Source organism: Opitutaceae bacterium (assembly GCA_015075305.1).
Taxonomy (GTDB): Bacteria; Verrucomicrobiota; Verrucomicrobiia; order Opitutales; family Opitutaceae; genus UBA6669.
This window is the reverse complement of sequence record JABTUS010000014.1, coordinates 30,391-43,676: the sequence shown is the minus strand read 5'-3', so window position 1 is coordinate 43,676 and position 13,286 is coordinate 30,391. Positions and strand designations below refer to the sequence as shown.

Here is a 13,286-nt window from a genome sequence, read left to right as displayed (position 1 = left end):
GAAGGCAAAAGGGGTCGAGAAGGCAAAAGGGGTCAAACCTCACTTTTCGCACTATTCCCGGACGGGCCGTTGCTTCGATCGTCAGGTGGCTGGAAAAAAAATTTCTGCCCGTGATTTCCTGGGAATGGACAGACAGGCATGCGCGCCCCGCCCTGCGATCCACAACGTCAGCCAGCTCCAGGCCGGTCTCCCCTCAGGATCGCGGCTTGCGGGCTGGGTTGCGCTCGTGGGCAAATTTCGCCTGGGTGCGCTCACTCCATTTCCAAAGCGTGTCCAGCAATGCATCGCGGCGGGCGGATTCCTCGTTCGCAAGGTCCCGCCGTTCGCCAGGATCCAACGCAAGGTTGTACAGCTCGACCGCGTGATTGCCGGCCAAATTTTCGCGGCCCCCGTCAAGGAACCACTCCTCGTGGTAGAGGAGGAGCTTCCAGTCGCCCTCCCGCACCACTGTCACGGGGCGAGTGCGGAAAACCGGATCGCGCCCGCGTATCACCGGATCGTCCAGGTAACCGGGGAAATGCCAGAAGATCGGGCGGTCAATAGTTGAGACTCTGCCTGAGAGAAGTGGCAGGAGGTTCGCCCCGTCGAGCGGGTAGTCCCTGGGAGCCTTTGCTCCAGCGAGAGCAAGGAAGGTCGGATAGAAATCCACATTGATGATCGGCGTCGCGTTCACGCCTGGCTCGATCCGACCCGGCCAGCGCGCAAAGAAAGGCACGCGAATGCCTCCCTCGTAGTAGCAGCCCTTGTTGCCGCGCAGCGGTTCCTGCGACGACTGCTGCGTTCCCCCATTGTCCGACGTGAATATGACAAGCGTGTTCTCCTCAAGTCCAAGTTCCCGCAGTCGTGAGACCACCTGCCCGACACTGTCGTCGAGATCCAGGGTCGACGCAGCATAGAGGACGTCCTTGCGATTGAGATCCGGCAACTTCTCCTGAAAATGCCTGACCGATGACGCCCTCGCCTCGAGTGGCGTATGGATCGCGTGATGGGAGATGAACGCAAAGAAGGGCCGGCTCCTGTCGGCCTCGATGAAATCCAGCGCGGCCCGCGTGATCGAAAAAATTCCCTTGGGATCGTCGGAGATTTCCCGCGTGCGGCGGTCGCCCTTTCCCTGAGATTCAAAAACCGCATCGAATCCCTGGTCCTTCGGCCGGTACGGCGCAGAATTGCCGAGGTGCCACTTGCCAAACAGACCCGTGCGGTAACCTGCGGCGCGGAGCGATTCCGCCAGAGTGATCTTCTCCGCCGCGAGTTCCTCCCTGTTCGGAACCGGGATGAGGCGCTGAAGGTCCTTCGGGCCGCGATCCGTGCGGCGAACTGCGTACACGCCATGGCGCGGCGTGTACTGCCCGGACCATAGGCACGCGCGGCTCGGCGCGCAGTTGCCCGCCGCCGCGCAAGCGTTCGGGAATACGAGTGCCTGTTTCGCAAGAGCGTCCAGATGCGGCGTCTCATAGCGGCGGTCACCATTGAACCCGACGTCTCTCCACCCGAGGTCGTCCGCAAAGATCACGAGGATATTCGGCTGCCGCTGGCCATCGGCTGCCGGGCAGTTGATCGCAAAGGCCGTTGCATACAGGAAAAGGGCGATGAGAAATCGCGGGCGGCGTTTCATGACGGATGAGGCCATATTGGCTTCACAGGCCAACGGAGGCGAGCCACCTTTTCGCAGCCCATCCCCTTCCTTCCTCTCATGAAAACTTCATCCGCTTCGCGACGCGAATTCCTGCGCGCATCCGCCCTGGCAGGCGGCGCTCTGCTCGGCGCCCGGCTCTCCGCACAGAATGCATCCGCACCCGCAATCCCTTCGCTGGCCGCCGGTGTCCCCCTGCGCTCGTCGGCTTCCGATGATGAGAAGCTGCCCGGGGCGCAGCGGCTTTCCGTGGAGAAACTGAAAAAGTGGGAGGCCATGAAGCATGGCATGTTCCTCCATTTCGGCATGAGCGCCTTGGTCGAGGCGGAGCTGCCGGGCGGATCGGATACGTCGATCGCCTATGCGCCCGACCGGCTCGACGTCGACCAATGGATCAGTGAGGGCACTAAAGGGTCAGTCCTTACTTCTAACACCTATCGGTAGAAGGAAGTGAAGATGAAGGGCAACCATGAGGTGGATGTAGCACCCAATCAATCTTGCGAGCGTGCGGGTGGAGCAAGCGGAAACAGCGCCAGACCTGCGCTGTGAAAAGCGCGCTCCCGGAATATCCACCCACGGTAGTTGCCCCTGCTGATCACGTGATAACGCGCCCTCTCAAACTCCATCCTCGTTTCTCTTGCCACCTCCCTTCCTCCCAACTCCTGATCGTCTTGTCAATACAATAAGTAAGGACTGACCCCCCTTGGCTTTACCTTTGCCAGCCGGGATCATGGGACTGGATGATTTCCACGGCGGTTCTTCTGGAATACGAGGAGCAACTGGGGCACCTGGGCGTAACCAAGGCGGACATAGGGGCTTTCCTGGATGATTTGGCGGCCAATGCGACGCAGGTGCGGATTACTTTCCGATTGCGCCCCTTTCTTCATGATCCCGACGATGATTTTATCGCCGAACTCGCCGTTGCCGCCAGTGCCGATGTCATCGTCACGTTTAACACCCGGAATTTCCGCATGGCGCGGCTGCTTGGAATCAGGGTTGAAACCCCGGCGGAATTCCTCGATAGTGGAACCCGGCATGAGCGCCACCATTGAACTTCCCGAGGAATTGATTTCCCCCTTGCGCGAGGGTGCCAGGCTCTCGCGCTTGAGCGAATCGGATTTTGTCGCTGTCGCGCTCGCCCAATCGCTCGCCCGCGTGCTCAAGGAACCCGATCTGGAAGCCCGGGCGGCGCGAGCCACCGGGAAAGGTTGGCGAAAATTTCTGGATGGCGCGGAACACCAGCCGCCACAAGCCGGCGACGAGATTTCCAATTGACCAACCATCGCATGGGCGGCGCGGACAATGAAGCATGAACCCCGCGCCCATCCCCCTGCCGCCGCGCCTGGCTTCGCGCTCCCCGCTGACGCGGCGGCGCGCATCGTCGGCATCGGCAACGCGGCTTTGCTGGCCGAAGCACTGCTCGGCTTCCTCGCCCCGCGCCAGTGCCCAGGACACATCCTCATCGAAATCCTTGAGCGCGTGCCGCAATGGGCGCGCGAAGGCCGCGTCCTCCTCAGCGGCTTTCATTCCCCGCTGGAACAGCAAGTCCTCATTTCCCATCTGCGCCGGGCGGGCCGCGCCGTCAAAGTCCTCGCCCGAGGCTTCGCCGCCGTGCCGCTGGCTACCGCGCGCCAAGTGGTGGAGACCTGGCTGAATCTCCCCCATGTCCGTGTGCTCGCGCCGCCTGCGGGCCACGTTGCCAAAGTGATGGCCCTCGTCGCGCAGGCCATGGGCTCGGGATCTCTGGTTTCCGATGCCGTGCTGGCCTCCTATGCCATCGAGAACCGCGCCGTTCTCCACACCAACAACGCCGATTTTTCCCGGTTTCCCACCCTGAACTGGCGCAACCCGCTCCAGCCCGCGAAGTGAAAACCGAAGCGGGCCCGCTTGCCTGAAGCTAGCCCGAGAATTCTGACCAGCCCAGTGACAGGCGCGCTGCGTCCGCGGGCTGGCACCAAAGCAATGTTTGCCAGCAGCCATGTGTGCGGAATACTTCCCCGTTTCTCCCGGTTCACACTGCAAACGATCATGAAATTATTCGCGCTCTTCTCATTGTTCGCCTCCATCGCCCTTGCGGATGCGGCAAGGATCAATCCCAAGGATGCCGCCCAGCTTGTCGCCGACGGCAAGGCGATCCTCATCGATGTGCGCGAGCCAAAGGAGTGGGCGCAGACCGGAGTCGCCGAACCAGCCCGGCTGCTCTCCAAGTCGGACTTTGACGGCGAGCAAAAGGAGTGGAAACCCTTCCTCGCCACGATCGGGGACAGGCAGCTGATCCTTTACTGTCATTCCGGACGTCGGGCAAGCGTCGTCGCCGAAGCCCTCAACAAGCTCGGCTACAAGGCATCGAACGCAGGCGGACTGGCCGACTGGAAGAAGAGCGGGCTCCCGACCAGATCGGTGAAGGATGCCGCATCAAAATAGCCTGTAGGATCAGCAGGAGCCGGGCCGTTGATTCGATCAGCGGCCATACCTTCCACATCGAGCCGGGTTGCACGCCCTGCCCGGGCGCAGATCCCTACTTTGCTCCGTTCCTTGATCTCCGGCTCTTCCTCTCCGCGGGTACGATGACCACCGCGCAGTCCGCCTGTTTGAGAACCCGGCTTGTTGTGCTCCCAATAATCAGATCATAGAACGCGCCGTGCCCGTGGGATCCCACCACGAGGTAGTCGGCCTTGAGTTTCCTGGCCTTCTCGATGATCACTTCGCCCGGAAATCCGAGCACGGCTGTGGTTTCAACCACCAGTCCCGTCGCCTCAAGCGGGCGCGCCACCTTCTTGAGCTCCTCAGCCATGGCATCAACGGTAAGCGCCGCAAACTCAGCGCCCTTCTCGGTGACATATTCACTCTGCGTGACAATCGGTGGGGGCACGATGTGGAGGAGATGAAGCCGTCCCTTGAGGTGGCGCGCAAGCTGGGCGGCTTCATCAACAATACGCTTGCTGATCGGCGAGAAATCAATCGGCGCAAGGATGGTTTTCATGATAGTGGCAAAGTTGAGGGTCTTGTCTCGATTTGTACACAACGACTCAGCCATGGCTGCGCCCTTGCGCATGGGCCGAATCACACACGAATTTGGTCCAGAAGGAGCGCTGCGAGGAATACAAGCAGGTAAACGAGCGATGCAGTGAAAAGCCTGCGCGCCGCCTGATCGCGATCGCTGGCGACCACGAAGCGCCATGCACAGGCAACGAAAAGCAAACCGGCGACAAGCGTGGTGACCCCATAAATGGCTCCTAGCCATCCAAGTCTCCAGGGCACAACCGAAACGGGCAGGAGCATCACGGCGTGGGCAAATGACCATGACGCTGTCGACCGACCACTGGCATCAATCGCCGGCCTCAACCTGAATCCGGCCGCCCGATAGTCATCACGATACCGCCAGCCTATGGCGAAGAAGTGCGGCATTTGCCAGAAGAGCAGCATGGTCGCCAGCGTCACCCCCGGAGCCGCCCAAAGATTTCCCGCCGCGGCATTGCCAAGGAGCGCTGGGAGGGCTCCCGAAACCGCCCCGATCTCCGTCGCCCAAGGCGTGCGCTGTTTCAGCGGAGTGTAAATCAGGCCATACGTCACGATGGTCAGCGCAGCCAGCACCGCCGCCTGAATATTGACGGTCAAAGCCAGCAGGAAAACACCCAAAAGGCAGAGACACACACTCCAGCCGAGCGCCATCATCGGTTTGAGTCGCAACTGCGGAAGCGGACGACCCAGCGTGCGGCGCATCCTCGCATCGAGATCCCGCTCCCACCATTGGTTCAGCGACAGCACTCCTCCAGCCGACAACGCCGTGCCCGCAAACGTCGCCAGGGTCGCCGGTGAATCGGGCCGCGCCGTACCATAGGCAACCATTGCCGTGACGACTGACATGAAGGCTATCCGTGGCTTTGTCAGCGCAAGCAGCGCCCCGGGGATCGAGGTCCTGTCACCGATACCGGCATCGGCGGCAAGCGGAGTGGCGGCGGGGAAGCTCATCGGGAATCCATGGACATTACCCAAATGGGTGTGCGGAAACATTGATCTACGTCAATGCCACCATTTTCGCCTTCCTCTAGACTGCGCGACGAACCGCGCCGTGCCTCCAACCACCTATTCCATTTCTTCACCGCCGGCCACCGCGCCTGGATCCGTCTCCCACCCGGTGGTTGCCGGGGTGCGTGCGGGTTTTCACGAGTGGCCCGCACGAGGATGGTTTCTATTCGCCATCGGAAGCCTGGTCCTCGCCGGATTGCTATCGTTGATGCTCGTCGTGGGGCGGCTGCCCTTTCTGGGCTGGCTGTTCACCGACCCCCTGTTCTTCAAGCGCGCCTTGGTTGTGCATGTCGACCTCGCAATTGTCGTGTGGTTTCAGGCCGGAACGCTGGCCTTCCTCGGTCTTGCACTCGGACCGCGCATGCATCGCGGCGGGGCCGTCATTGCACTGGCTCTCGCCTCACTGGGCATCGCCGGGCTGCTCGCAGGCGCCTTGATGCCCGGGGCGATGCCCGTGCTCTCCAACTACGTACCCGTGATCAATCATCCGATGTTCTTCGCGGGACTTATCTGCTGGTTCTCAGGTGCCGGTCTTTTCTTCGCCCTGGCACTGGTCACTCCGGCGCGCACCGACGCGCGCGCGATGGCCCCGTCCGTCGTGGTGGCCTTGCGCGGCGCCGCCGCCGCCAATGTGCTGGCACTGCTTACCTTTCTTGCCTCCTGGCTGACCACTCCGGACACCCTGCCTTCCGCCTACTATGAACTCCTCTTCTGGGGGGGCGGCCATGTCCTCCAAGTGGGGAATGTCGCCGCGATGCTTGCCCTGTGGCTGCACCTGCTGCGCCGGTGGGCGGGATTCGACCTCTTCTACCCTGCCACCACGACCGCGCTCATGGCGGCGCTGGTGCTGCCCCAGGCCCTGCTTCCCCTGCTCGCGTTCATCGGCACAACCAAGACGCTCTACTTCTCGCTGGCAACGCACCTCATGCGCTGGACCATCTTCCCGGTCGTGCTCGTCGTCATGATCGCAGCGATCTCCCGCATCCGGCGCGACAGTGACAAAGTCGACTTTCGCGATTTTCGTTTTGCGGCTCTCGCCGGCAGCGGTCTGCTCACGCTTTTCGGATTTCTTCTGGGGGCAATGATCCGCGGATCGAGCACGCTGGTCCCGGGGCACTATCATTGCGCGATCGGCGCCGTCACGATATCACTCATGGCCGCGGCCTACGATTTCTGCGTCACGGTGGCTCCCGCAGGTTCAAGCGTTCCGGAGCCGCGCTGGGCCCGGCTGCAGCTCATCCTGTTTGGCGCCGGCCAGGCCGTGTTCGGCCTGGGATTCGCCTGGGCCGGAGCCTACGGGCTCGGCCGGAAACAATACGGCGTCGAGCAGCATGTCCGCACGCTCGGCGAATACCTCGGCCTCAGCGTCATGGGCGTTGGCGGGCTCGTGGCCGTGGCCGGTGGCATCTTCTTCCTCACTGTGATGGTTCGCCGCATCAGCCGGTGGCGTCGGACCGACTCTTCTTTAGCTCACTCCCACCCATGAACAACGAAGTCAAAAAACACCCCTGGCAGAAGCTGTTGGACAACCCCTGGCTGCTTCTCGTCCTGGGCGTCCTCATCCCGTTCCTTTCCTACTCCGCGTGGGGATGGATCGAAATCCTCCTGACCAAACCCGCCCAACTTCCCTAACCCCTCATCCTCATCATGAGTCTGCGCCCACTCACAGGTCCATGGTTCCACGCGCCCGCGGGACATGAGAAACTCTGGATCGGCCTCGCACTCGTCTGGTGTTTCGTGATGTCGCTGATGATGCCCTACTGGCACTTCCGCGGCAAACAGAACAGCAGCGGCGAAGCCTATACCGTCAAACCGGATGACTTCCACAAACGCACCGAGAAATTCGTTGAAACGAACCGCGTCGGCACGTTCAAGAATCCCATCGCCAACGCACTCGCCGCGGAACTTCCCATCGTCGAACCCGCCCCCGGCGGCGACGCCTATCTCATGGGTCGCATGTGGCAGTGGTATCCCGCCCTGCGCCTTCGTCTCGGCGAGACCTACCGCATCCACCTCTCCGCGCTCGACCTGCAGCACGGCTTCTCGCTCCAGCCGCTCAACATGAACTTCCAGGCCGTCCCCGGCTACGACCACGTGCTCACGCTCACGCCCACCTCAAAGGGCGAATACACCATCGTCTGCAATGAATTCTGCGGCATCGGCCACCACGCGATGACCGGAAAGATCTTCGTCGAATAACCCCGAGCCCCGTCTCCCATGACCACAGCTTCAGCCACCATTCCCATCGGCCCGCATTCGCTCGCCTCACCCGACGCACCCAAGCGCGTGTGCAGCACGACCGGACTCGGCGTCTGCCTCACCGCGCAGCGTTTCATCAAGCTCAACGCCGTCGCCGGCATCGTCTTCCTGCTGTTCGGCGGCATCGCCGCGCTGCTCCTCGCCCTCACCCGCTGGCAGACCGTGCACCTGCTGCCGGCAGACTGGTTCTACCGTATCATCACCTTCCACGGCATCAACATGCTGATCCTGTGGATCCTGTTCTTCGAAGTCGCGATCCTCTACTTCGCCTGCACCTCGCCGCTCAACGCCAAGCTCTATTCGCGCAAGGTCGCATGGGTCGGGTTCATCCTGATGCTGGCGGGCGCGATCATGGTGGACTGGATCATCCTCGTCGGAAAGGCCGACGTCATGATGACCTCCTACCTGCCGCTGCTCGCCCACCCGGCGTTCTACCTCGGCATCATCCTCGTCGCTGTCGGCACGCTCGTCGGAGTCTACAACTTCTTCGCGACACTCTATGTCGCCAAGCGCGACCACGCCTACGAGGGATCCATGCCGATTGTGACATTTGGAGCGCTCGCCGCCGCGATCATCGCGGTCGTCACTCTCCTGCACGGCGCCATGGCGATGATCCCGACCTTCACCTACTCGATGGGCTGGACCGCACAACCAGATCCCATCTGGTACCGCATGATCTGGTGGGGCCTCGGCCACCAGTCGCAGCAGGTCAATGTCTGCGCGATGGTCACGGTCTGGTACCTGCTCTCCAATGTGATCGTCGGCGCGCGTCCGGTGAACGAAACCGTCTGCCGCTCGGCGTTCGCACTGTACATTCTCTTCATCAACCTCGCCTCCGCCCACCACCTGCTCGTTGATCCGGGCGTCGGCTCCACATGGAAGATCTGGAACACGTCCTACGCCATGTACCTGGCCGTGCTCGCCTCCATGATCCACGGCTTCACCGTCCCCGGCGGCGTGGAGATCGCCATGCGTGAACGCGGCTACAACCGCGGCCTCTTCGGCTGGGTCGTCGCCCTGCCCTGGCGCAATCCCGCGCTTTCCGGCACCGTGCTCTCCGTCATCATCTTCGGCTTCCTCGGTGGCATCACCGGCGTCACCCTCGGCACGCAGCAGATCAACATCATCGCCCACAACACGCTGCGCATCCCGGGTCACTTCCATGTGACTGTCGTCGGCGGCACCACCCTCGCCTTCATGGCGCTCGCCTACTACGTGATCCCGCTGATCTTTCAGCGCGACTTCATCTGGCGCGGCCTGGCCCGCATCCAGCCGTGGCTCTTCGGCATCGGCATCACGCTTCTGGCCTTCGGCATGTCCTTCGCCGGATCGCTCGGCGCCTCGCGCCGCAGCTGGGATGTCGACGCGCAGGGCGTCTACGGCCCGGCCGTTCACCTCTGGCTCGGCGTTCTCGGCATCGGCGGCGTGCTGGCCTTCATCGGCCTGCTTGCCTTCGTTCTCCTCTGCGTTGGCACGGTGCTCTGGGGAGAGAAGAACAATGGCCGGCCCATGGCCGACTGGGGCACGCCGCCAATCCAGGCCGGTGCGCAGCTTGGCTCTCTGGCCAGCAACCACACCGCGACGCGCGGCACCATCGTGCTGACCCTGGTTTTCCTCGCCTGCTTCGTGGTCTACTATTTCGCCAATTGGAAGGCGCTCGCCGACGTATGGCCCGTGAGGTGAACGCGCGATGTTAGCGACCGACCAGGCATCGGACGTAGCTCCGGTGCCGGCGGGCGGCGCTGTATCCGCCGCCCGCCGGTTCTTCACCGGACCCGGCCTGCTGGTTTTTCTAAGCAGCGCCCTGGTCGCCTATGAGGCGTTCCTCCTGATCACGGTGTTCGGTCCCACAGGGGATGGCGCCATCGGGAGTTTCGTGCGTGACTTTCAGCTCTGGTGCTACCGGGGCGATCCCCGGACCGGCGGAGTCTCGTGGGCCGCCGTCGGCGTCATGCTGTTCGAGCCGCTCTTCGTCGTGCTCGTCGCCCTCATGCTCTGGCGCGACGCACGCCGCGCGCTCCGCAGGCCGCAGACCTGGTGGCGGCACCGGGGAGCGGCTCTGGCCGGATTCGGCGCCGTGGCCGCCTCGGTCGCCGGACTTGTTTTCTACGCCACCATCGACACTTCAGCGGCACAAACCCTGCCACCGTTCCCGGGCGACCGCATCCGCGTACAGCTTCCCGTGCCGGACGCGCCGCTGACCGACCAGAAGGGCGCGCCCTTCCGCTTCTCCGATCTCCGCGGCCAGGTCGTGCTCGTGACCGGCGTCTACGCCGCCTGCACCACCGCATGCCCCGAGATCTTCAAGGAGCTTCGCGCCATCCTTGCGGAACTGCCCGCGAGCGAACGCGCCGGCCTGCGCGTGGTGGCGCTGTCGCTCAACCCGGAATATGAAACCGCGGAGATCATGGACGCCATGGCCACCGCGCAGACCCTAGCGTATCCGGAATTCCGATACGTCAACGGCGAAACTCCCGCGGCGATGCGCGACGTGCTGACACGTCTGCAGTTTGCCGCCACGCGCGATCCCGAAACCGGGATCATCGACCACGCCAATCTTTTCCAACTGATCGACCGCGGCGGGCACGTCGCCTTCCGGTTCACGCTGGACCCGCGCCACCGCGCCTGGCTGAGGGAGGGCCTGCTCCACCTCCTCAGGGAACCCCGCACCGCCGACGCTTCGCTTCCATGACTTCCGACGCAGTCACACAACGCGCGTCCCCTGGGCACGACAAAGCGTGCCCCTCCAATAGTTTCACCCCCTCCGCTGGAGGGGCACGCTTCGTCGTGACCTTCCGCCGGGATCGCCGCACCGATCATCGTCCGCGAAAGCAAGGAAGCAACTCACCCGCATGAGTCACCACCACCATCCCGACATCGACTGCGAAGAACTCGCCGAAACGCTGGTCCCGGGCACCGCACCCGCGGTCGAACCACCGCTTCCGCCCGTGCGCGGCGCGCGCCTGCTTTCAGCCGGCGACGGCGTGCTCACGCGGCTTGACACGCTGATCGAGAGGGCCTGGCCGCGCGCGTTCAATCCGCTCGCCCAGCTCGGGCCGTCGGCAAACGCCATGCTGGTGCTCGCGGTGCTCTCCGGGGTTCTCATGCTCCTGTGGTATTCAGCCAGCTCGCAGCTGGCGTGGAGTTCGCTTGAAGCACTCGGTCCCTACTCGGCGGGTGGAATCGTGCGCAGCATCCACCGCTATTCGTCGGATCTAGCGGTGCTGCTGATTCTCATGCACGCGCTGCGCGTTTTCCTGGCGCGCAAGTTTGGCGGGGCGCGTTGGCTGGTCTGGGTCAGCGGATTCGCCATGCTGGGACTCATCTGGTTCATCGGGTGGACCGGATACTGGCTGGTCTGGGACGACCGCGCCCAGCTCGTGGCAAAGGGAACCATGAAGGTGATGGACGTACTCCCGATCTTTGGCGAGCCCATGCTGCCGCTTTTTAATCGGGACCGCACCGTCCCTTCCCTGCTGTTCTTTGTCGTCTTCTTCCTCCACATGGCCCTGCCGCTGGCAATCGCGGGAGGACTCGCGCTGCACCTCGCGCGGCTCAGCCGGACGAAGCTGCTGCCCGACCGCAGACTCATGATCTGGCTCGTCGGAGCGGTGCTCGCCGCATCGCTCATTGTTCCGGCTACCAACACCGCGCAGGCCCAGATGGCCGTAAAGCCGGCCGCCTTCAGCCTGGACTGGTGGTACCTCTGGCCGCTGCAACTGAGCACGCGCCTGAGCGGTCCCGGACTCTGGCTGGCCGGCGGTCTTGCCGCGATCGGGCTTTTAACCGTGCCCTGGTGGATGGCGCGGCGCAGGCCCCGGGCATCATTCCAGGCGGCCGTGGAGACTTCGCGCTGCTTCTCCTGCACGCTCTGCTCGCTCGATTGTCCGTTCGGCGCGATCACGATGGTGCCGCGCAAGGACGGAAGGCCGTTCCCGTCGCAGGCCCAGATCGATCCCGACCGCTGCATCGGCTGCGGCATTTGCACGGGCTCCTGCGACACGCAGGCCATCGGCATGGCGTGGTTCGACGCGCGCCGCGTGGGACGCGAACTCGAGGAGTTCGTCGCGACCCAGCGCTCGAAGGGCGCGCCCAAGCCGCTCGCGTTCGTCTGCGCCCAGAGCGACGGCGGCTGGGAGCTGTTTGACCGCGAAGCCTGGGCCCGCCGGATTCCTGGCTACGAAATCCGGCAGGTGCCTTGTTCCGGCTGGGTCGAGCCCAAGCTGATCGAGCGGCTCATCACCAAGGGCGCCACAGCCGTGCTGATCGTGGGCTGCGGCTCGAGCGAGTCCTTCGGCCGTGAAGGCAATCGCTGGATGCCCGCCCGCATCGCGGGCACGCGCGAGCCTGAACTGCGACCCAATCGCGCCGATCCGCGGCGTGTCGCCCATGTGAACTTCGATCCCCTGCGTCCCGAGCGCCTGGCCGCCGTCGCCGCCGCCCTGTGCAAGGCGGAGACTCCAGACGAGCGCCAGGCATCACGCGCCATCGGATGGATGACGGGAATCGCTGTCGCCGCGCTGGGCATGGCCCTGCTGCTGGTCGCCTCCAGTGCGCGCTTCCACAATCCCGATCCCGCCCATCCGGAATTCGTCGTCATGTTCCGCGCCTACGGCGACTGGATCGACGGCACCTCCGCGGTCGCAGTCCCCGCAGCCGAGGACACGCGTCCGATCCACATGAGGGGAAAGCTTCCGGCGAAACGCGCGCGCTCACCGGTGACGCTGCGGCTCGAGATCGACGGTGTCGTTCAGGAGCACAACTTCAAACCCAAGGGAGTCCAGTCGGATGGCGCTTCCGCGGGTGAGCTGCGCCTCCCTCTTGCGCCCGGCAAACATCACGTCACCGTTCAGCTCCTGACCGGCGGTTCAGGAGAACCGCACAACTGGAGTGGAGAGGTTGACGCGCATGAACGCCGCCTGAGTGTGCTCGATTTCGAGCCAACGCGCGGCTGGGAATTTGAACCATGAGCTACTCCTGCCCACACTTTGACATCGCGCGCGACTACTGCCTGCGGCTCAAGACAGACTGCATCCCCGGCCGCCCGGGCTGTGTTCTCAAGGGATCCGAATTCGCCATCCCAGCCAGCGAGCGCGTGCAGGAGAAGAAGGAGGAAAAGGCCCGCCTGAACCTCTTGTCCTCACCCAAGCCCGCCCAACCCAATTAAAGCCCGAGGGCTCGGCAGAGGCCCGATCTCGCCGGTGCATGTCAGGGCCTGCAGGCGGCTTTCCAACGCGTGGCGCGACCTCCTTTCGGCGCTGATCGCCTCCAATGCATCGATCAGCGGGCTCGAGTCTGGAACACAGGGGAATGGGGCGGGGTTGACAACCCGGCTCGTCGGTTGAAGCGTCCTCCCTTCGGTGAC

General features: G+C 63.6%; 15 protein-coding genes. 12 read left to right on the top strand and 3 right to left on the bottom strand.

The features are described 5' to 3' along the window. Window positions 1–193: 193 nt before the first annotated feature. Window positions 194–1,615 (bottom strand): sulfatase, encoded by a 1,422-nt coding sequence (locus HS122_20205; protein ID MBE7540720.1) that lies wholly within the window; start codon window positions 1,613–1,615, stop codon window positions 194–196. 78 nt (window positions 1,616–1,693) lie between these two features. Here HS122_20205 and HS122_20200 point away from each other — a divergent pair, with 78 nt between their 5' ends. The 5 genes from HS122_20200 (at window position 1,694) to HS122_20180 (ending at window position 4,057) form a co-directional block, all read left to right on the top strand. Continuing rightward, on the top strand, window positions 1,694–2,077 hold the full coding sequence (locus HS122_20200) for a twin-arginine translocation signal domain-containing protein (protein ID MBE7540719.1): 384 nt from the start codon (window positions 1,694–1,696) through the stop codon (window positions 2,075–2,077). Between the two features lie 296 nt (window positions 2,078–2,373). Further along, window positions 2,374–2,685 (top strand): PIN domain-containing protein, encoded by a 312-nt coding sequence (locus tag HS122_20195; GenBank protein MBE7540718.1) that lies wholly within the window; start codon window positions 2,374–2,376, stop codon window positions 2,683–2,685. Then, a complete protein-coding gene (locus HS122_20190; GenBank protein MBE7540717.1) occupies window positions 2,669–2,908 on the top strand; it encodes a hypothetical protein in 240 nt (79 codons plus the stop codon). The genes HS122_20195 and HS122_20190 overlap by 17 nt, the downstream gene beginning before the upstream one ends. A gap of 27 nt (window positions 2,909–2,935) precedes the next feature. Continuing rightward, window positions 2,936–3,502: a hypothetical protein gene (locus HS122_20185; protein ID MBE7540716.1), complete on the top strand. Its 567-nt coding sequence runs from the start codon at window positions 2,936–2,938 to the stop codon at window positions 3,500–3,502. Between the two features lie 159 nt (window positions 3,503–3,661). Beyond that, window positions 3,662–4,057 carry a rhodanese-like domain-containing protein gene (locus HS122_20180; GenBank protein MBE7540715.1) on the top strand — a complete coding sequence of 132 codons (396 nt, stop codon included), beginning with the start codon at window positions 3,662–3,664 and terminating at the stop codon, window positions 4,055–4,057. Window positions 4,058–4,151: 94 nt separating this feature from the next. Here the strand turns inward: HS122_20180 and HS122_20175 are convergent, their stop codons facing one another. After that, complete coding sequence (locus HS122_20175) at window positions 4,152–4,616, bottom strand: universal stress protein (protein MBE7540714.1); 465 nt, start codon at window positions 4,614–4,616, stop codon at window positions 4,152–4,154. 80 nt (window positions 4,617–4,696) lie between these two features. Then, window positions 4,697–5,605 (bottom strand): protoheme IX farnesyltransferase, encoded by a 909-nt coding sequence (gene cyoE / locus HS122_20170; GenBank protein ID MBE7540713.1) that lies wholly within the window; start codon window positions 5,603–5,605, stop codon window positions 4,697–4,699. A 100-nt stretch (window positions 5,606–5,705) separates the two neighbouring features. Here cyoE and HS122_20165 point away from each other — a divergent pair, with 100 nt between their 5' ends. The 7 genes from HS122_20165 to HS122_20135 all read left to right on the top strand — a co-directional run bounded on the left by HS122_20165 (window position 5,706) and on the right by HS122_20135 (window position 13,088). Then, complete coding sequence (locus tag HS122_20165) at window positions 5,706–7,148, top strand: hypothetical protein (GenBank protein MBE7540712.1); 1,443 nt, start codon at window positions 5,706–5,708, stop codon at window positions 7,146–7,148. Beyond that, window positions 7,145–7,294 carry a hypothetical protein gene (locus HS122_20160; GenBank protein MBE7540711.1) on the top strand — a complete coding sequence of 50 codons (150 nt, stop codon included), beginning with the start codon at window positions 7,145–7,147 and terminating at the stop codon, window positions 7,292–7,294. The genes HS122_20165 and HS122_20160 overlap by 4 nt, the downstream gene beginning before the upstream one ends. Before the next feature lie 15 nt (window positions 7,295–7,309). Next, window positions 7,310–7,861: a cytochrome C oxidase subunit II gene (locus HS122_20155; GenBank protein ID MBE7540710.1), complete on the top strand. Its 552-nt coding sequence runs from the start codon at window positions 7,310–7,312 to the stop codon at window positions 7,859–7,861. Between the two features lie 18 nt (window positions 7,862–7,879). Then, entirely contained in the window at window positions 7,880–9,604 is a 1,725-nt protein-coding gene (locus tag HS122_20150; protein ID MBE7540709.1) for a cbb3-type cytochrome c oxidase subunit I, read from the top strand. A gap of 7 nt (window positions 9,605–9,611) precedes the next feature. Beyond that, entirely contained in the window at window positions 9,612–10,613 is a 1,002-nt protein-coding gene (locus tag HS122_20145; GenBank protein MBE7540708.1) for an SCO family protein, read from the top strand. A 160-nt stretch (window positions 10,614–10,773) separates the two neighbouring features. Continuing rightward, window positions 10,774–12,891, top strand: a complete 2,118-nt coding sequence (locus HS122_20140) for a cytochrome b N-terminal domain-containing protein (protein ID MBE7540707.1) — start codon at window positions 10,774–10,776, stop codon at window positions 12,889–12,891. Next, a complete protein-coding gene (locus HS122_20135) occupies window positions 12,888–13,088 on the top strand; it encodes a hypothetical protein (GenBank protein MBE7540706.1) in 201 nt (66 codons plus the stop codon). Before HS122_20140 ends, HS122_20135 begins: the two co-directional genes overlap by 4 nt. Window positions 13,089–13,286: the final 198 nt, after the last annotated feature.